12 protein-coding genes are annotated in these 19,397 nt (G+C 69.0%); 8 read left to right on the plus strand and 4 right to left on the minus strand.

Features of this window, described 5'->3' with window-relative positions:
* Positions 1 to 151 precede the first annotated feature (151 nt).
* Positions 152 to 4,963 (plus strand): hypothetical protein, encoded by a 4,812-nt coding sequence (locus DFS13_RS28935; RefSeq protein ID WP_111442416.1) that lies wholly within the window; start codon positions 152 to 154, stop codon positions 4,961 to 4,963.
* A 337-nt stretch (positions 4,964 to 5,300) separates the two neighbouring features.
* Here DFS13_RS28935 and DFS13_RS28940 read toward each other — a convergent pair whose 3' ends face one another.
* The gene (locus DFS13_RS28940) at positions 5,301 to 6,314 is read right to left on the minus strand and encodes a LacI family DNA-binding transcriptional regulator (RefSeq protein WP_080322701.1); all 1,014 of its coding nucleotides are present in this window, start codon (positions 6,312 to 6,314) and stop codon (positions 5,301 to 5,303) included.
* 235 nt (positions 6,315 to 6,549) lie between these two features.
* On the opposite strand from DFS13_RS28940, the gene DFS13_RS28945 reads away from it, so the two are divergent.
* The 6 genes from DFS13_RS28945 to DFS13_RS28970 all read left to right on the plus strand — a co-directional run bounded on the left by DFS13_RS28945 (position 6,550) and on the right by DFS13_RS28970 (position 14,175).
* Positions 6,550 to 7,704, plus strand: coding sequence for an ABC transporter ATP-binding protein (locus DFS13_RS28945; RefSeq protein WP_111442417.1), 1,155 nt, complete (start codon positions 6,550 to 6,552; stop codon positions 7,702 to 7,704).
* Between the two features lie 64 nt (positions 7,705 to 7,768).
* Positions 7,769 to 9,007, plus strand: coding sequence for an ABC transporter substrate-binding protein (locus DFS13_RS28950; RefSeq protein ID WP_111442418.1), 1,239 nt, complete (start codon positions 7,769 to 7,771; stop codon positions 9,005 to 9,007).
* A 77-nt stretch (positions 9,008 to 9,084) separates the two neighbouring features.
* Positions 9,085 to 10,002 (plus strand): carbohydrate ABC transporter permease, encoded by a 918-nt coding sequence (locus DFS13_RS28955; RefSeq protein ID WP_012493718.1) that lies wholly within the window; start codon positions 9,085 to 9,087, stop codon positions 10,000 to 10,002.
* A 23-nt stretch (positions 10,003 to 10,025) separates the two neighbouring features.
* Positions 10,026 to 10,877, plus strand: a complete 852-nt coding sequence (locus DFS13_RS28960; protein ID WP_006482010.1) for a carbohydrate ABC transporter permease — start codon at positions 10,026 to 10,028, stop codon at positions 10,875 to 10,877.
* A 36-nt stretch (positions 10,878 to 10,913) separates the two neighbouring features.
* Positions 10,914 to 12,884 (plus strand): beta-galactosidase, encoded by a 1,971-nt coding sequence (locus DFS13_RS28965; RefSeq protein ID WP_111442419.1) that lies wholly within the window; start codon positions 10,914 to 10,916, stop codon positions 12,882 to 12,884.
* 4 nt (positions 12,885 to 12,888) lie between these two features.
* A complete protein-coding gene (locus DFS13_RS28970; protein ID WP_111442420.1) occupies positions 12,889 to 14,175 on the plus strand; it encodes a sugar efflux transporter in 1,287 nt (428 codons plus the stop codon).
* Between the two features lie 43 nt (positions 14,176 to 14,218).
* Here the strand turns inward: DFS13_RS28970 and DFS13_RS28975 are convergent, their stop codons facing one another.
* From DFS13_RS28975 to DFS13_RS28985, 3 genes are all read right to left on the minus strand, one after another.
* Positions 14,219 to 15,382, minus strand: coding sequence for an arabinogalactan endo-1,4-beta-galactosidase (locus DFS13_RS28975; protein ID WP_111442447.1), 1,164 nt, complete (start codon positions 15,380 to 15,382; stop codon positions 14,219 to 14,221).
* A gap of 301 nt (positions 15,383 to 15,683) precedes the next feature.
* A complete protein-coding gene (locus tag DFS13_RS40415; protein ID WP_006397039.1) occupies positions 15,684 to 15,854 on the minus strand; it encodes a hypothetical protein in 171 nt (56 codons plus the stop codon).
* Positions 15,855 to 16,025: 171 nt separating this feature from the next.
* Positions 16,026 to 16,934: a DUF72 domain-containing protein gene (locus DFS13_RS28985; RefSeq protein ID WP_080322697.1), complete on the minus strand. Its 909-nt coding sequence runs from the start codon at positions 16,932 to 16,934 to the stop codon at positions 16,026 to 16,028.
* A 285-nt stretch (positions 16,935 to 17,219) separates the two neighbouring features.
* On the opposite strand from DFS13_RS28985, the gene DFS13_RS28990 reads away from it, so the two are divergent.
* Entirely contained in the window at positions 17,220 to 19,394 is a 2,175-nt protein-coding gene (locus DFS13_RS28990; RefSeq protein ID WP_111442421.1) for a TonB-dependent siderophore receptor, read from the plus strand.
* Positions 19,395 to 19,397 lie beyond the last annotated feature (3 nt).

Consider the following 19,397-nt stretch of genomic DNA (forward strand, 5'->3'; position numbering starts at 1 on the left):
GGTGTCCCGTTGTATCGGCGTGTTTAGACCTGTTTCAACGCTTTGCCATATCGGGCAATCCGCGAACGATTCGCGCCCCCTTCGCGGCGGCAGGGTCCACGCGTCATCGCTCGAGCTGTTCCGCGGTTGTCCAACCGAAATGAGGTTACTCATGAAAACGAAAGCGAAAGCGAACGTGAAATTGACAGGCATCGCCTTGTCGGTCGCGGCCTTGTTCAGCCTGGCCGCCTCGGCGTCCCAGGCGGGGGTGCTGGCTTCCCCGCTGGGAAGTGTCAGCAAATCCGACGGCGTGATCGTCGCAGGCGGATCTCCCGCGCCCGGGGAACTCGTCGGCACCGTGGCGGGATGGGGGAACGGGGGGGTGACGGTCGGCAGCCCGAATGCAGGCGGTATCTCGATCGGGCTGGCAGGGACGGGGACAGGAAGCGCGACCATCGATATCGGTAGCGGATTGCTCGAGCCGGTCGCAGGCGTGGCCGGTACGGTGACGGGTGCGTTGGGTGGTATCGGCGGTAGTGGTGGCGGGACCGGTGGTCTTGGTGGCGTGGTTGGCACGGTGACGGGTGCGCTGGGCGGCCTTGGCGGAAGTGGTGGCGGGACGGGTGGCCTTGGTGGCGTCGTCGGAACGGTGGGCAACGCGGCAAGCGGAGCAGTCGGAACGGTGACGGGCGCCTTGGGCGGTGTCGGCGGTGGCGGCGGGACCGGTGGTCTCGGTGGTGTGGTCGGTACGGTAACCGGTGCACTGGGTGGCATCGGTGGCGGTAACCCGACGGGTGGCCTTGGTGGCGTGGTCGGCACGGTAGCGAACACGGCCACCGGTGCAGTCGGAACGCTGACTGGCGCACTGGGTGGTGTTGGCGGCGGGACCGGCGGTCTCGGCGGTGTTGTCGGGACGGTGGGCAACGCGGCAAGCGGTGCAGTGGGTACGGTGACGGGTGCCTTGGGTGGCGTCGGTGATCCGACCGGTGGGCTTGGTGGTGTGGTCGGTACGGTAACCGGTGCACTGGGTGGGATCGGTGGCGGTAATCCGACGGGCGGCCTTGGTGGCGTCGTTGGCACGGTAGCGAACACGGCCACAGGTGCGGTCGCGACGTTGACTGGCGCACTGGGTGGTGTCGGCGGCGGGACCGGCGGTCTCGGCGGTGTTGTCGGGACGGTGGGCAACGCCGCAAGCGGCGCAGTCGGTACGGTGACGGGCGCTCTGGGTGGCGTCGGCGATCCGACCGGCGGTCTCGGTGGCGTGGTTGGCACGGTAACCGGTGCACTGGGTGGCATCGGTGGTGGTAACCCGACGGGTGGACTTGGTGGCGTTGTCGGCACGGTAGCGAATACGGCGACGGGTGCAGTCGGAGCACTGACTGGCGCACTGGGCGGTGTCGGCGGCGGGGCCGGTGGTCTCGGCGGCGTTGTCGGGACAGTGGGTAACGCGGCAAGCGGTGCAGTGGGTACGGTGACGGGTGCCTTGGGTGGCGTCGGCGATCCGACCGGCGGTCTCGGTGGTGTGGTCGGTACGGTAACCGGTGCACTGGGTGGCATCGGTGGCGGCAACCCGACGGGTGGCCTTGGTGGCGTTGTCGGCACGGTCGCGAATACGGCGACGGGCGCAGTCGGAACACTGACCGGGGCACTGGGCGGTGTCGGCGGCGGGACCGGCGGTCTCGGTGGCGTCGTCGGGACGGTGGGCAACGTGGCAAGCGGTGCAGTGGGTACGGTGACGGGTGCCTTGGGTGGCGTCGGCGATCCGACCGGCGGACTTGGTGGCGTGGTTGGCACGGTAACCGGTGCACTGGGTGGCATCGGTGGTGGTAACCCGACGGGTGGACTTGGTGGCGTTGTCGGCACGGTAGCGAATACGGCGACGGCTGCAGTCGGAGCACTGACTGGCGCACTGGGCGGTGTCGGCGGCGGGGCCGGTGGTCTCGGCGGCGTTGTCGGGACAGTGGGTAACGCGGCAAGCGGTGCAGTGGGTACGGTGACGGGTGCCTTGGGTGGCGTCGGCGATCCGACCGGTGGACTTGGTGGTGTAGTCGGTACGGTAACCGGTGCACTGGGTGGCATCGGCGGCGGCAACCCGACGGGTGGCCTTGGTGGCGTTGTCGGCACGGTCGCGAATACGGCGACGGGTGCAGTCGGAGCACTGACTGGCGCACTGGGCGGTGTCGGCGGCGGGACCGGCGGTCTCGGTGGCGTCGTCGGGACGGTGGGCAACGTGGCAAGCGGTGCAGTGGGTACGGTGACGGGTGCCTTGGGTGGCGTCGGCGATCCGACCGGCGGACTTGGTGGCGTGGTTGGCACGGTAACCGGTGCACTGGGTGGCATCGGTGGTGGTAACCCGACGGGTGGCCTTGGTGGCGTTGTCGGCACGGTCGCGAATACGGCGACGGGCGCAGTCGGAACACTGACCGGGGCACTGGGCGGTGTCGGCGGCGGGACCGGCGGTCTCGGTGGCGTCGTCGGGACAGTGGGCAACGCGGCAAGCGGTGCAGTGGGTACGGTAACGGGTGCCTTGGGTGGCGTCGGCGATCCGACCGGCGGACTTGGTGGTGTAGTCGGTACGGTAACCGGTGCACTGGGTGGCATCGGTGGCGGGACTGGTGGCCTCGGCGGGGTTGTCGGGACAGTGGGCAACGCGGCAAGCGGTGCAGTCGGTACGGTGACCGGTGCACTGGGTGGCATCGGCGGCGGGACCGGCGGTCTCGGCGGTGTTATCGGGACAGTGGGCAACGCGGCAAGCGGCGCAGTCGGCACGGTGATGGGTGCCTTGGGTGGTGTCGGTGATCCGACCGGTGGTCTTGGTGGTGTGGTCGGTACGGTAACCGGCGCACTGGGCGGTGTTGGCGGCGGGACTGGTGGCCTCGGCGGTGTTATCGGGACAGTGGGCAACGCGGCAAGCGGTGCAGTCGGTACGGTGACCGGTGCACTGGGTGGCATCGGCGGCGGGACCGGCGGCCTCGGCGGCGTTGTCGGCACGGTGGCGAACACGGCAACCGGTGCAGTCGGAACGCTGACGGGCGCACTGGGTGGTGCTGGCGGCGCGACCGGCGGTCTCGGTGACATCGTTGGCACGGTGGGTAACACGGCAACGGGTGCAATTGGAACGGTGACGGGTGCCTTGGGCGGTGCCGGTGGTGCGACCGGGGGGCTCGGCGGCATCGTTGGCACGGTCGCCAACTCGGCAACTGGTGCAGCCGCGACGTTGGCCGGTGCAGCGGGTGGTCTCGGTGGTGTCGTGGGCGCGGTCGGCAACTCGGCAACCGGCGCAGTCGGGACGTTGGCCGGCGCAGTCGGCGGTGTCGGCGGGGGCGCGACTGGTGGCCTCGGCAGTCTCGGTGGCGTCGTGGGCACAGTCGCTAATTCGGCAACCGGCGCAGTCGGGACGTTGGCCGGTGCAGTGGGTGGTGCCGGCGGCGCGACTGGCGGCCTCGGTGGCATCGTTGGCACAGTGGGTAACACGGCAACCGGCGCAGTCGGGACGCTGGCCAGTGCAGTGGGTGGTGCCGGCGGCGCGACTGGCGGCCTCGGTGGCATCGTCGGCACGGTAGCCAACTCGGCAACTGACGCAGCCGGAACGTTGGCCGGTGCGGCGGGTGGTCTCGGTGGTGTCGTGGGCGCGGTCGGCAATACGGCAACCGGCGCAGTCGGAACGTTGGCAGGCGCAGCGGGCGGTGCTGGTGGCGTGGCCGGCGGTCTCGGTGGCATCGTGGGCACGGTAGCCAACTCGGCAACCGGCGCAGTCGGAACACTGGCAGGCGCAGCGGGTGGTGTCGGCGGCGCGACCGGCGGTCTTGGTGGCATCGTGGGCACGGTAGCCAACTCGGCAACCGGCGCAGTCGGAACGTTGGCCGGCGCAGTGGGCGGTGCAGGCGGCGCGACCGGCGGTCTCGGTGGCATCGTTGGCACGGTGGGCAACACGGCAACCGGCGCAGTCGGAACCCTGGCCGGTGCAGCAGGTGGTGTCGCCGGAGGCGCGACCGGCGGCCTCGGCAGTCTCGGTGGCGTCGTTGGTACGGTCGCTAACTCGGCAACGGGTGCAGTGGGGACGTTGGCCGGCGCAGCGGGTGGTATCGGCGGCGTGACCGGCGGCCTCGGTGGCATCGTGGGCACGGTAGCCAACACGGCAACCGGTGCAGTTGGAACGCTGGCCGGCGCAGCGGGTGGTGTCGGCGGCGTGACCGGTGGTCTCGGCGGCATCGTCGGCACGGTAGCCAACTCGGCAACGGGTGCGGTGGGAGCGCTGACCGGTGCAGCGGGTGGTGTCGGCGGCGCGACCGGCAGTCTCGGCGGCATCGTCGGCACGGTCGCCAACGCCGGTCCGGGCGTCATCAACGCCGTCACCGGTGTCGCGGGCAACGGCGGCGCGCTGATCACGCCGATCACGAGCATCGTCGGCAATCTCGGCGGCGCGTTGCCGGTCGGTGCAGCCACCGGTGCGATCGGCGCAGCGTCCGGCGCGGTAACCGGCCTCGCCGGCAGCGGCACCGCGGCGATCACGCCGATCGCATCGACCGTCACGTCGCTGATCGGATCCGCCGCGAGCGGCGCCGGCAACGTCGTCGGCTCGGGATCCGGTGCGCTCTCCGGAGCAACCGGTGCGGCGGGCTCGCTCGCGACGGTCGCCACTGGCCTGACGGGCTCGCTCGCGCACACCGTGACCGGCACCGCCGGCGCGGTCGCCGGGACCCTTCCGGCACTGAGCGTCGCGCTCAACGGCGGCACGGCAGCCGGTGCGGTCGGCGGGGTGACGAACGCCGCGGGGGCGCTCATCTCCGGCGGCGCGACGATCGCCAACGCGGCGGTGCAATCGGTCGGTTCGGCCGTCGGGTCGGTGGCCGGCGTCGTTCCCGCGCTGGCGGTCTCGCTGAACGGCAATTCCGCGCAAGGGGGCGGTAGCGCGTCGGGCGGTCTGTTGGCACCCGTGACGTCGCTCGTCACTTCGCTCACCGTTCCGGTGATCAAGAAGTAGGCGACGTCGACACCGCGACCGCCACATGCTCCGGGCGGCCGCGAATCTTCACGCGTCAGGCGCGGCACCCGTGACGCCCGCGGAACGACGAACCATGTCGAATCGCGCGGCGTTGCCTCGGTGACGCGCCATTTTGCATTTGGGGAGTCGCGGCATCGGATGCCGCCGTTCCGGACTTCCCGATCGCTTCCCGCCTGCATCGATTCGCCGTGCCTCGAAGGTGGCGATGTGTCGCTTTGCGTCGTGGTCGAACGAGAAAACCGAAACCGCGCGACCGACGCCATGCGAGCCATTCCGACGCATACGCCGCACCCGCAAACGTGAGCACACCGAAGCGTCAGTCCGGCGCCGTCCCGGTCGATTCGCGCACGACGAGTTCGGGTGTGCCGATCGTATGCACGGCCGTGCTCGGCTCGATCCCGTCGATCATGTCGAGCGTCAGCGCGATCGCCCGCGCGGCGATCTGCGACGTCGGGAACCTCACCGTCGTCAGCGCGGGGCGGAACTGGTGCGCGAGCTGGATATCGGTCATGCCGACCACCGACAGATCGGCCGGCACGCGCAGCCCGAGATCGGCGGCGGCCTGCATCGCGCCGATCGCCATCAGGTCGTTGGTCGCGAACAGCGCGGTGAGGCCGGGCTTCTCGCGCAACAGCGCGGCGGCGGCTTCGTAGCCGCCTTCGATCGAGTCGTGCGTCGACGCGGTCGTCAGCGCACCGGCCGGATGGCCGCGGGCCGCGAGTTCGTCGGCGAACCCGCGCAGCCGCACCGACTGCGGGCCGCCCGAGCCCTTGCCGACGAGCGCGCCGAACGCGCGATGGCGCAGCCCGGACAGATGCGCGGCCGCCAGCGCCCCTGCCGCCGCGAAATCGACAGTCACGCACGGCAGCGTGCGCGACGCATGCACGTGTTCCCACATGCACAGCACGATCGATGCGCCGTGACGCGCGATGTCGGCGAGTTCGGCCTCGGCGAGATCGGTGTTCATCACGATCGCACCGGCCGCGAGCGTGCCGGCGATCCGCTCGAGGTAGTTGCGCGTGATCGCCGGATCGTCGTCGGTATTGGATACGAGCAGGTAATGGCCGCGCTTGCGCGCCTCGCGTTCGGCGGCCAGCACGAACTCCGGATAGAACGGGTTCGTGATGTTCGACAGCATCAGCGCGAGCGTCGACGTGCGGCCCTCGGCGAGCGCCCGCGCGGTCAGGTTCGGCCGATAGCCGAGTTCGCGGATCGCGGCCATCACGCGTTCGACGGTGGCCGGCTTCACCTTCTGCGGATTGCGCAGCACGTTCGAGACGGTCGCCGCCGTGACGTTCGCGCGCTGCGCGACTTGCGCGAGCGTCACCATGCGCGGCCTCCGATCGGCCGGTTGGCGGGGTGCACCTGACGTGAAGCGGGGGAGTGTCTGCTCATATTCTGGGAGTGCGTCCCACAAGTTGCACAGGGACGGCCGATACGCTAATTTCTCGACACATCAGAGGAAGGAGACGACATGGTACGGCGAACCGGGCGAATCGCGCCACCAAAATTTAAGCGTTTAAATTTTCCGGTCCGATGCGTGTGACCGGCGAGAGGAGAGCGCGATGACCGCCATTTCAATGAAGGACGTCTCGAAGCGCTACGGCGACCATGCGCCGGTGCTGCGCGACGTGAACCTCGAGATCGCGTCGCACGAATTCTGCGTGTTTCTCGGTCCGTCGGGCTGCGGAAAATCCACGCTGTTGCGGATGATCGCCGGGCTCGAGGACGTGACCGAAGGCGAGCTGCGGATCGGCGGCGCACGGATGAACGACACGCCGCCCGCGGAGCGTGGCGTCGCGATGGTGTTCCAGAGCTATGCGCTGTTTCCGCACATGACCGTGTTCGACAACATCGGTTTCGGGCTGCGAATCGCCGGCACGCCGAAGGACGAAATCCGCCGCCGCGTGACCGAGGCCGCGCGCGTGCTGCAGCTCGAAGCGCTGCTCGATCGCAAGCCGAAGGCGTTGTCCGGCGGGCAGCGCCAGCGCGTCGCGATCGGCCGCGCGATCGTGCGCGAGCCGCGCGTGTTCCTGTTCGACGAGCCGCTGTCGAACCTCGACGCGACGCTGCGCGGCCAGACGCGCGTCGAAATCGCGCGGCTGCACGCGCGCTTCACGCAATCGAGTTCGGTCTACGTCACGCACGACCAGATCGAGGCGATGACGCTCGCCGACCGGATCGTGCTGCTGCATGCGGGCGACGACGTCGCGCGCTTCGGCAGCATCGCGCAGGCCGGTGCGCCGCTCGAGCTGTATCACCGGCCGGCCAACCGCTTCGTCGCGGGCTTCATCGGCTCGCCGCGGATGAATTTTCTGCCGGCCGTCGTCGACGCGGGCGATGCGCACGGCTGCCGGCTGACGCTGGAAGGCACCGGCGAGACGCTGACGCTGTGCGATCGCGCGTTGCCGCGCCACGTCGGCCGCGGCGCGCGCGTGACGCTCGGCGTTCGCCCCGAGCACCTGACGATCGGGGCGGCAAGCGACACCGACCTGCCGGCGCTCGTGCGCGACGTCGCGCTCGTCGAGCAGCTCGGCGAAGCCGCATACGTCCACCTCGACCAGCCCGGCGGCGTGCCGCTGCTCGCGAAACTGCCGGGGCAGGCGACGTTGCGGCGCGGCGAGCGGCATGCGTTCCACGTGCCGCCTTCGCGCTGCCACCTGTTCGACGAAGCCGGCATCGCGGTGCCGGCGCTTCACGCCGAAGCGGCGTTCGCCTAGCGGGCGCGGCGCAGACCGGCCGCGCGCGACGCGGCACCCATCACACCAATACCAGGAGACAACGATGAGACTTCGTGCGAGCCGACTGCTGCTTGCGCTGACGACCGCCGCGGCGTGCGCCGCAGGTATGGCCGACGCGGGCACGCTGAAAGTGAACGTCGCGGCGCGCGGCAACCAGCGCGCGACGTGGCAGGCCGTGTTCGACCAGTTCCACAAGGCGAATCCCGACGTGGACCTGAAGATCAGCTACGTCGGCGAGGAGGCGTACAAGGTGCAGATGTCCGGCTGGCTCGCGACCGATCCGCCCGACGTGCTGAGCTGGAACAACGGCGAGCGGCTCGCGTATTTCGCGAAGCGCGGGCTGATCGAGGACCTGGGCGCGGACTGGCAGAAGAACGGCTGGAACGACACGTATGCGTCCGTGAAGCAGTCGTCGACGTATGGCGGCAAGGTTTACAGCCTGCCGCTCGGCTACGACGCGTACGGCCTGTTCTACCGCAAGGACCTGTTCGAGAAGGCCGGCATCCGCGGCGAGCCGGCCGACTGGCCGCAGTTTCTCGATGCGTGCCGCAAGCTGAAGGCGGCCGGCATCGCGCCGATCGCGGTGGCCGCGCGCGATGCGTGGACGCTCGCCGCGTGGTTCGACTATCTCGACCTGCGGATCAACGGCTATGCGTTCCACCAGAAGCTGATGGCCGGCGACGTCGCGTACACCGATCCGCGCGTGCGTGCGGTGTATGCGGCCTGGAAGAAGCTGATCGACGACAAGTATTTCATCGACAACGCGCTGTCCTATGACGTCGATTCGCTGAGCCCGCTGATCGTGAACGGCCAGGCAGCGATGACGCTGATGGGCACCTGGTATTCGGCAGGACTGCTGAGCGCGGCGCGCAACCCGATCGGCTTCTTCCGCTTCCCGGTGATCGATGCATCGGTGCCGCTCGCCGAGGACGGCCCGGTCAACGTGCTGATCGTTCCCGCGAAAGCGCACAACAAGGCCGATGCGCGGCGCTTCCTCGCGTTCATGGGGCAGCCGGCGGTCAACGGCGAGTTCGCGAAGGGGATGGGGCAACTGCCGTCGAACAACAAGGCGTCCGAGCCGCAGGACCCGATCTCGAAGATCGGCTTCCGCACGCTCGCGACGACGCCCGGCGGCATCGCGCAGTTCTACGACCGCGACATGACGAAGGAAATGGCCGACGAGGGGATGAAGGCGATGCAGCAGTTCCTGTCCGACCCGACGCAGCTCGACGCGATCCTGCAGCGCCTCGAACAGACCCGCAAGCGCATCTACCGCAAGTAGCGCGCGGCCGGGCCGGCGTGGGTGCCGGCCCGGTGCGTCGTTGTCACTGTCACGTTCGTTTCATCGAAGGCCATCTCATGTCGACCAGCCTGTCCGAAAGCGCCGCGCGCCGCGATGCCGGCCCGCGGCGGCCTGCGCGCGCGTCGCTCGCGCGGCGGCGCAACCGCGCGGCCCTGTGGTTCGTGCTGCCGGGTTTCGCGCTCTTCACCGTGTTCGTGCTGTATCCGATCGTCAGCAGCATCTGGCTGAGCTTCCATCACTGGGACGGGATGACGCCGATGACGTTCGCCGGGCTCGACAACTATCGCGAGCTGCTGCAGTCGGACACGTTCACCGTCGCGCTGAAGAACAACGTGCTGTGGCTCGTGCTGTTTCTCGCCGCGCCGCCGCTCGGCCTCGCGCTCGCGCTGTACCTGAACCAGAACGTGTTCGGCATCCGGCTCGTGAAGTCGCTGTTCTTCGCGCCGTTCGTGCTGCCGGGTGTGGTGGTCGGCCTCGTGTTCTCGTGGTTCTACGACCCGACGTTCGGACTGCTGAAGCTGATCGTCGGGCACGGAATCCCGGTGCTCGGCGATCCGCGCTATGCGACCTACGGCGTGATCGCCGCCGCGCTGTGGCCGCAGATTCCGTTCTGCATGATCCTGTACCTGACCGGGCTGACCGGCATCAACGGCGAGATCGTCGAGGCGGCGCGAATGGAAGGCGCGCGCGGCTTCACGCTGCTGTGGCACGTGATCCTGCCGCAACTGCGGCCCGCGACGTTCATGGCCGTCGTGCTGACCGTGATCGGCGCGCTGCGCAGCTTCGACCTGATCTCGGTGATGACGGGCGGCGGCCCGTTCGACAGCTCGACCGTGCTCGCGTACTTCATGGTCGACCAGGCGATCAAGTACTACCGCGAAGGCTATTCGGCCGCGATCGCCGTCGTGCTGTTCGCGATCATGCTCGTCTATATCGTGTGGCAGCTGCGCAAGCTGGTGCGCGTCGAGTCGTAAGGACCACAGCAAGGACCACCAACATGTACCCGATGCCCGTGTCCCGCTGGGGACGTCCCGCCCGCCTGCTGTACCGGTTGTCGTTGCCGTGCGCGCTCGCGCTGTGGCTCGTGCCGCTGCTCGCGGTGCTCGTCACGTCGATCCGCTCGACCGACGAGATCGTGGCCGGCGATTACTGGCGCTGGCCGAAGCAGTTCGCGCTCGTCGACAACTACGGCGCCGCGCTCACGCAAACGCCGATGCTCCATTATTTCGCGAACAGCCTCCTGATCACGGTGCCGTCGGTCGCCGCGTCGATCCTGCTCGCGTCGCTCGCCGGGCATGCGCTCGCGAACTACCGGTTCCGCGGCAATCTCGTGCTGCTCGGCCTGTTCGTCGCCGGCAATTTCGTGCCGATCCAGATCCTGATGATTCCGGTGCGGCAGATCATGCTCGGCGTCGGCCTGTACAACACCGTGTGGGCGCTCGTGCTGTTCCACACCGCGTTCCAGACCGGCTTCTGCACGCTGTTCCTGCGCAACTTCATCCGCGAGCTGCCGTTCGAGCTGATCGAGGCCGCGCGCGTCGAAGGCGCGTCCGAGTGGGCGATCTACTGGCGCGTCGTGCTGCCGCTCGTGCGGCCCGCGCTCGCGGCGCTCGCGATCCTCGTGTTCACGTTCGTGTGGAACGACTACTTCTGGGCACTGTGCCTCACGCAAGGCGACGACGCGGCACCGATCACTGTCGGCGTCGCCGCGCTCAAAGGGCAGTGGACGACCGCCTGGAACATCGTGTCGGCCGGCTCCGTGCTCGCGGCGCTGCCGTCGGTCGCGATGTTCTTCGCGATGCAGAGGCACTTCGTCGCGGGGCTCACGTTCGGCGCGACGAAGGGCTGATCCGTCCCATCCTCTTTCTTCAGCAAGGAATCCACGATGCATCTCGGCGTTTGCTATTACCCCGAACACTGGCCGCGCGAGCAATGGGCGCGCGATGCGCGGCGGATGGCCGAACTCGGCCTGACGCGCGTGCGGATCGCCGAATTCGCGTGGAGCCGGATGGAGCCGGAGCCCGGCCGCTACGACTGGGCGTGGCTCGACGAAGCGATCGACACGCTCGCCGGCCAGCACCTGAAGATCGTGCTCGGCACGCCGACCGCCGCACCGCCGAAATGGCTCGTCGATCGCCATCCGGAGATCCTGCCGGTGGGCGCGGACGGCGCGGTGCGGCAGTTCGGTTCGCGTCGCCATTACGACATCGCGAGCCCGGCGTATCGCGAGCACTGCGTGCGCATCGTCGACGCGATGGCGCGGCGCTACGGCGCGCATCCGGCCGTGATCGCGTGGCAGACGGACAACGAAATCGGCTGTCACAACACGCTGCCGAGCTATACGCGTGCGGCGCTCCACGGCTTTCGTGCGTGGCTCGCCGCGCGTTACGGCGATATCGGCGCGCTGAACCGCGCGTGGGGCAACGTGTTCTGGAGCATGGAGTATCGCGGCTTCGACGAGATCGAGCTGCCGCGCCATACGCCGACCGACGCGAATCCCGCGCATCTGCTCGATTTCCGGCGCTACCAGTCGGACGAGGTCGCGCGGTTCCATGCGGTGCAGGTCGATGCGATCCGCCCGCACGCGCCCGGCCGCGACGTGCTGCACAACTTCATGGGGTTTTTCACCGAATTCGATCATTACGCATTCGCGCGAAGCGGGCTCGACGTCGCCGCGTGGGACAGTTATCCGGTGCCGCGTACCGAAGTGCTGCCGCTCGACGAAGCGGACAAGCAACGCTGGGCCCGCACCGGGCATCCGGACGTCTCCGCGTTCTCGCACGACCTGTATCGCGGCGTCGGCAACGGCCGGATGTGGGTGATGGAGCAGCAGGCGGGGCCGGTCAACTGGGGGCCGTACAACCCGGTGCCGCACGCCGGCGCGGTGCGGCTTTGGACGTGGGAAGCGTTCGCGCATGGCGCGGAGCTCGTGTCGTATTTTCGCTGGCGGCAGTATCCGCATGCGCAGGAGCAACTGCACTCGGGGCTCAACGCGCCGGACGACCGGCTGGCGCCGGGCGGCCACGAAGTGGCGCGCGTCGCACGCGAAATCGCCGCGCTGGATCCCGCGCTCGTCGCCGGCGAGTGTGATGCGGCCCGTGTCGCGCTGCTGTTCGACTACGAGGCCGACTGGATGATCCGGATCCAGCCGCACGGCGCCGATTTCGACTATCAGCAGCATGCGTTCGACTGGTATCGCGCGCTGCGCGAACTGGGCCTCGACGTCGACATCGTCGCGGCCGGCGCCGACGTGTCGCGTTACGCGCTCGTCGTCGCGCCGACGCTGCCGGTCGTCACGGATCGCATCGTCGAGCAGGCCGCGAGCGGACACGCACACTGGCTGTTCGGGCCGCGCACGGGTTCACGCACCGCTGAATTCGCGATCGCGCCGGGTCTCGCACCGGGCAAGCTGCGCGATGTGCTACCGGTGCGGATCGGCCAGGTCGAGTCGCTACGGCCGTCGCTCGCGCCGCGTGTGTCGTTCGACGGCATCGACGGCCATGCGCTGAAATGGCGCGATCACGTCGATATGGAGGCGGCGCACGGCGCAGACGTGCTGGCCGCCTGCGACGACGGCGTGCCCGCACTCGTGCGGCGCGGTCGCGTGACGATGGCGACGGCCTGTTTCGACCGCACGCTGTTGCGCGCGATCGTCGCCCGCTGTGCGAGCGATGCCGGCCTGTTGGTGCGCGCGATGCCGGACGGTGTGCGGTTGCGCCGACGCGGGCGCGTGACGTTCGCGTTCAACTACGGCGACACGCCGTGCATGCTGCCCGCGCCGGGCGGTGCCACGTTCGTCCTCGGCAATCGCGACCTCGGCGCGGTCGACGTCGCCGCCTGGGTCGAGCCGGACTGACGCGATGCAGTCGTTGCGGCCGCTGCTGTTGCATTTCGCGCGCCTGGCGGGAATCGCGCACTTCGTGCCGCTGTCCGCGGCGGCGCTGATGCTCGGCGTCGCGATGTCGTTTACGGCGCCGTACCTGTCGCTGTTCGGCGTCGAGGCGGCGGGCATGTCGCCGTTTCTGGCCGGCATCTTCATGACGTCGATCGCGGCGAGCGGCGTCGTCGCGAGCACGTGGGCCGGGCGCTGGTCGGATCGACGCGAGCGGCACCGGCCGCTGCTCGTGGTGTCGCTCGGGGCGGCCGCGCTCGGCTTCGCGCTGCTGTGCGTGCTGCGCGCGCATGGGCCGGTGATCGCCGCCGGCACGATCCTGCTCGGCGCGGGCGCCGTGTCGCTGTCGCAGATCTTCTCGTTCGCGCGTGCGGTGCTGCCCGTCGCCGACGATGCGCAGCGCGAACTCGCGTCGGCCGCGCTGCGCACGATGCTGTCGATCGCGTGGGTGTTCGGCCCCGCGCTCGGTGCGCTGATTCTCGCGCAGACGGGTTTTACCGGACTCTTTCTGGCGGCTGCCGCGGGCTTCGTCGCGTGCGCGGCGATCGTCGCGCGGATTCCGGAGCCGGCGCGGCGGCCCGCGGCGGCTCACGTGCAAGCCCCGGACCGGGTTGCACCGCCGCCTGACGCTGCGCGTGCAGCGGTCGTCGTCGCAACGCGTGCAAGCGTGCTGCGCACACTCGTCGCGCTGACGCTGATCGGGCTCGCGGCGAACGCGACGATGATCGTGCTGCCGCTCTACATCGTGCACGCGCTCGGCGGCACGCCGGCGAACGTGTCGGCCGCGCTCGGGCTCGCCGCGCTGCTCGAGATTCCGATGATGCTGTGGCTCGGCATCCGTTCGACGCGCCTCGACAAGGCGCGCTGGCTGACCGCGTGCGCGCTCGTGCATGCGGCGTATTTCGTCGGCCTCGCGACGGTGACGCGCGTGAACCTGATCCTGCCGCTGCAACTGCTGAGCGCATGCGTGGTCGCGATCACGTCGTGTCTCGGGATGACGCGCGTGTGCGACCTGATGCCCACGCGCCCTGGCACCGCGACCGCGATGTTCTTCAGCACCGCGCGGGTCGGCTCGATCGCATCCGGTGTGCTGTCGGGCGCGTGCGTCGATCTGTTCGGCTATCGCGCGACGTTCGCCGGATGCGGCGGGCTCGCGCTCGTGGCGTGCGTGCTGCTCGCCGTGGATGCGTACGGCGAGCGGGGCGGCGCACGCCGCACGAGCGGGGCGCGCCGCGGCTTCGATTCACCGCACTGACGCGGCATGCGCCGGTGCGGTGAAGCCGCGGCGCGGTGACGCGTCAGCGCTGCCGGAACGCGCCGAGCGACGGCAGCGCGCGACCGTGGAAATCGAACAGCGTGTTGTTGTCCCACTGGTCGCCCGCGCCGAGCTTCCAGCCGACTCCGGGCGTCGGGATCCATTCCGGTTCCCACCAGAACACGCCCTTGCCGCGATTGCCGGGCACGCCTTTCACGATATCGACGACCGCCGCGAGAAATTGCGCCTGGCCGGCCGGCGACGGCGGGAAGGTCGTCGAGCCGGTGTTCGTCATCGCGTTCGGCTCCGAATCGCCGTCGCTCGTGGTCCACGGATAGGCGGTCTCCACGACGATCAGCTCCTTGTCGTAGCGCACCGCGAGATCGTTCGCGTTGTTGCGCAGATCGTCGAGCGCGCCTTGCCATTGCGGGTAGTACGACAGCCCGATCACGTCGAACGCGACGCCGCGCTGCTTCGCGCTGTCGAACCACCAGCGGCTCTTGCCGTTGTCGCCGCCGCTGTCGATATGCAGCATCACCTTGATGCGCGGATCGACCGCCTTCACCGCGTCGTGACCGGTTTTCAGCAACTGCGCGAGGTTGTCCCACTGATCGTAGCGGCCGAGCGGCCACAGCATGCCGCCCGTGATCTCGTTGCCGATCTGCACCCACTCGGGCCGCACGCCGGCGCGCTGCAACTGGCGCAGCACGTCGGTCGTATAGGCCGACAGCAGCGCGCACGTCTCGGCGAGATTCTTGCCGGCCCACGCATGCGGCGGGTATTGCTTGCCGGGGTCGGCCCACCAGTCGCTGTAGTGGCAATCGATCAGGATGCGCATCCCGAGCGCGGCCGCGCGCTGCGCGAGTGCCACGACGTGCGCGGCATTGTTGTAGCCCGCCGCAGCGCTCTGGTTCGCGGGGAAGAAATCCGGATTGCCGGGATCGTTCCACACCTTGATCCGGATCGAATCGACGCCGTGCGCGCGGAGAATCTTCAGGCAGTCGCGCGGCGCGCCGCCGCCGTCGAAGAAGGCCGCGCCATGCGCTTCGAGTTCGGGCAGCGTCGAGATGTCGGCCCCCATCGCGAAGCCGCCGGCCGTCGCACTGCGCGGCGCGGGTCGTGCGAAGGCAGGGAGCGGGCCAGCCAGGTCGAGGCACGCAAGCGCCGCGCTCGAGATGCTCCAGCGCAGCATCGATCGTCTGTTCATCGTCATCCTCCATGTCATGGACCCCGTCGTGCGTGGGGTCGGCTTCGGTGTTTTTAAGCGCTTAAATTTCGGCCTGCGAGACGAGGCCGAATGGAGCGTAGCGCATCTGTCGCCGCCGATGCAAAGAACCCGCGCGTTGCCTACTATCTGGCGAGCGCCGTCACGCGTTGCTCGTCGTCGCAGTGCGGCTCGACGGACGGCACGATTGGCGCGGACGGCGCTCGCGTGGCCGTCGGCGGACTCCGGCGCTGTGTCGCGGTCGGCCGCTCGCGGCGTACGCGCTCGCAGCATGCGCGCCGCGCTAGGACCGGTCGCGATTGCGAGCGCGCGTCGCTCCGGTGATGACCGCGATGCCGAACAGGATGACGGCCACGATCTCGATGATGTGCTGAGAGACGTGCAGCGTCATCAAACCCCAGGCGACGCCGCCGATGAAGATGATCCATCCGACCAGGTAGATGAGCAGGGTCATCGTTCTTCTCCTTGCAGTGTTGGCCCGTGACGCCGATTGCCGGTCGTGCAAAATTTACCGCTCGCGCGGCGAGGCGCGATGAAAGGCGCGATCCGCGCATGCGGGAGCATGTTGCGAGCCTGGCTTGGCCGCGCCGGCGGCATTTCCCGGCTACGCAGCTCGCCGAGTGTTTCACTCCACCGCATCCTGCGCATGCAGCCCCAGCCGCGCCATCAGCCGCCCGGCATCGAACGGCGCTTGCGTTTTCGTATCGTTGTCGAAGTAGCAGTACACGTCGCGCGTCTGCGCACGCGGCGGTTGCAGCGCCGGTGCGGCGAGACGCGCATCGGCCGGTTGCGCGCCCCGGCTCCACGCGTCGATTCTTTGCGCCCATCGTTCGAGCGCCGCATCGGCGTATTCGCCCGAATACTTCGTTTCGGTGCCGTGCAGCCGCAGGTAGACGAACCGCGCGCTCAGATCCTCGAGCTGCGGCCACGCCTCGGTCGAATCCGACACGACGAGCGCGACCTTGTGGCGGCGCAGCAGCTTCACGAATGCCGGGTCCACGAAGCTGTCGTGCCGCACTTCCACCGCATGACGCAACGGCCGCTTGCGGTCGATCTGCAGATACGGCTCGCGAACCCGCGCATCGTGCCGGCGGGCGAGCGCGAGCGCCGCCTTCGTATCGTGCGGCAGCAGGCTCAGGAAGCGCTCCATGTGCGCCGGGTCGAATCGCAACGACGGCGGAAATTGCCACAGCAGCGGCCCGAGCTTGTCCTTCAGCGCGAACAGCCCCTGAGCGAAAAAATTCGCGCACGCGACCGTGGCCGTTTCGTCACGAAAACGCAGCATGTGCGTCAGGTAACGTGAACCTTTCACGCTGAACACGAACCCCGGCGGCGTGTCGGCGTACCAGCGCCGCCAGCTGTCGGGCGCTTGCAGGCTGTAGTGCGTGCCGTTGATTTCGATCGTCTGCATCCGGCCCGATGCGTATCGCAGCTCGCTGGCCTGCTTCAGGTCGGCGGGGTAGAAGGTTCCCCGCCAGCCCGGGTAGCGCCAGCCTGAAATGCCGATGTGAATCCTGCCCGAAGTGCGTGTCACGTCGATGCCCGGCCGCGCCGGGTTCCTGATGCGGTTCCGGCGACGAGCAATCTGCGTGCCGCGATCGTCGCCGATTTGTTTTCTTAAAGACCGTGCCACGTTCGGCCGGTATGATCGCTGCGCTCGCGAGCGACGCAATCGGCCGGTGCGTACCGATTCATGCGTCACCGGCTGCGCCAGCACGGCAATCAAGACCATGACGACACTACCGGACGGACGCGGCGATGCGCGGTCCGCCGATCCGGCCGAACGGGCCAACCCAGCACGAGACGGAGTATCGACACGATGTGGACGGAGACAGGGACGGGGCGGTGCGCGCGGGCGATCGCGGCCGGCGGGGCAATGTGCGTGGCCGCCGCGGGCGGGGCGTACGCGCAGGCAACGGCGCCGGGCGCCGCGGCAGTCGCGCTGCCGCCGATCGACGTGCGAGGGCCGGCCGACGCTTCGTCCGTCGGGCTCGTCGCGCGGCGCACCGTCACCGGCACCAAGACCGACACGCCGATCGACGAAATTCCGCAAACGATCAACATCGTGACCGCGCAACAGATCGAGATGACCGGCGCGGCCGACCTGAACCAGGCGTTGCGCTACGTGCCGGGTTTCGCGACGTTCGGCGCCGACAGCCGCACCGACTGGTATGCGGCGCTGCGCGGCTTCACGCCGACGCTGTATGTCGACGGCCTGCCGGCGCCGAATACCGCCGTGATCGCGAACTGGCGCGTCGACCCGTACACGATCGACTCGATCGCGGTGCTGCGCGGGCCGACGTCGGTGCTGTATGGCGCGGGCGAGCCCGGCGCGATCGTCGACGCGCACACGAAGCTCGCCGACGGCGAGCGTGTGCGTGAAGCCGGCGTGCAGATCGGCAACGATGCGCGCAAGCAAGCGATGCTCGACGTCGGCGACCGGCTCGATCCGGATGGCAGGTACGCCTACCGCTTCGTCGGCGTCGCGCGCGACGGCAACGCGGTGACCGGCCCGAACGGCGACCGGCGCGTCGCGCTCGCGCCGTCGTTCCGGTGGCGGCCGAACGCGGATACGTCGTTGACATTTTCCGCGACGTTCCTGCAGGACAGCGGCGACATCTCGTCGAACTTCCTGCCCGCGTCGGGTACGGTGCTGCCGAACCCGAACGGCCGTCTGTCGCAGGACCTCTACATGGGCGACCCGTCGTTCAACGACTACCGCAAGAAGCAATGGTCGCTCGGCTACGCGCTGGAACACCGCGTGAATGCGATCTGGACGCTGCGTCAGGACGTGCGCTGGTCGCACCTGTCGCTCGACGACGCGACGGTGTTCGGCAACGGCCTCGCGCCCCGCAGTACGACGAACATGATGCGTTTCGCGGGGCTGTTCCAGCTCAACTACAGCCGGCTCGACATCGACAACCACGCGCAGGCGCGCTTCGGCACCGGGCCGCTCGAACATACGCTGCTGTTCGGCGCGCAATTCGACCGGCAGACGACGACCAACAGCGTATGGCTTGCGCTCGCGCCGTCGCTCGACCTGTACCACCCCGTCTATCGGCCCGTGACGGCCGCGATCTTCTCCGGCCCGACGTCGCTCGGCCACGTCGACCAGTACACGGCGATGAACGCGTTCGGCGTGTATGCGCAGGATCAGATCCGCTGGCGGCGCTGGACGCTGACGCTCGGCGGCCGCGAGGATGTCGTGAATGCGCGGTTCGACGACCGGTCGGCGGGCACGCACGTGCAGCAGGACGTCAGTGCGTTTTCGGGGCGCGTCGGGCTCACCTATCGCGGCGACGCCGGGTGGTCGCCTTACGTCAGCTATTCGACGTCGTTCGATCCGGTCATCGGCGTGCGGATGTTCGGCGGCGGCTTGCCGAAACCGACGCGCGGCGCGCAGACGGAGGCCGGGCTGCGCTGGCAGCCGCCCGGCCGGAACCTGATGCTGAACGCGGCCGTGTATCAGATCGACCAGACCAACGTCGTGACGCCGACGCCGGTGAATCTCGATCCGACCGCCACGACGTCGGTGCAGACCGGCAAGGTGCGCTCGCGCGGCATCGAGCTGAGTGCGGTCGGCAAGGTGACGCGCGAGCTGTCGATCGTCGCGTCGTATCTCTATCAGGACGTCAAGAACGTGCAGGCGAACGACGCGTCGCTGAACCACTGGCCGGTGTCCGTGCCGCTGCCGCGGCAGATGGCGTCGATGTGGGCCGACTGGACCTGGCACACGGGCGCGCTGGCGGGCGTCGGCATCGGCGGCGGCGTGCGCTACCAGAGCGCGTCGGCCGGCGCGCCGGACAATTCGCTGACGGTGCCGAGCGCGACGCTTTACGATCTCGCGATCCATTACGACCTGCCGCGCTGGCGTTTCGCGGTGAACGTCGCGAACCTGTTCGACCGGCGTTATGTCAGCGGCTGCCAGTCGTACGCGGTGTGCGTGTTCGGCAACGAGCGGACCGTGCTGGCCAGCGCGAAATACACCTGGTGAGCA

Origin of the sequence: Burkholderia sp. 28_3, from assembly GCF_003253915.1 — a bacterium.
Taxonomy (GTDB): domain Bacteria; phylum Pseudomonadota; class Gammaproteobacteria; order Burkholderiales; family Burkholderiaceae; genus Burkholderia; species Burkholderia cenocepacia.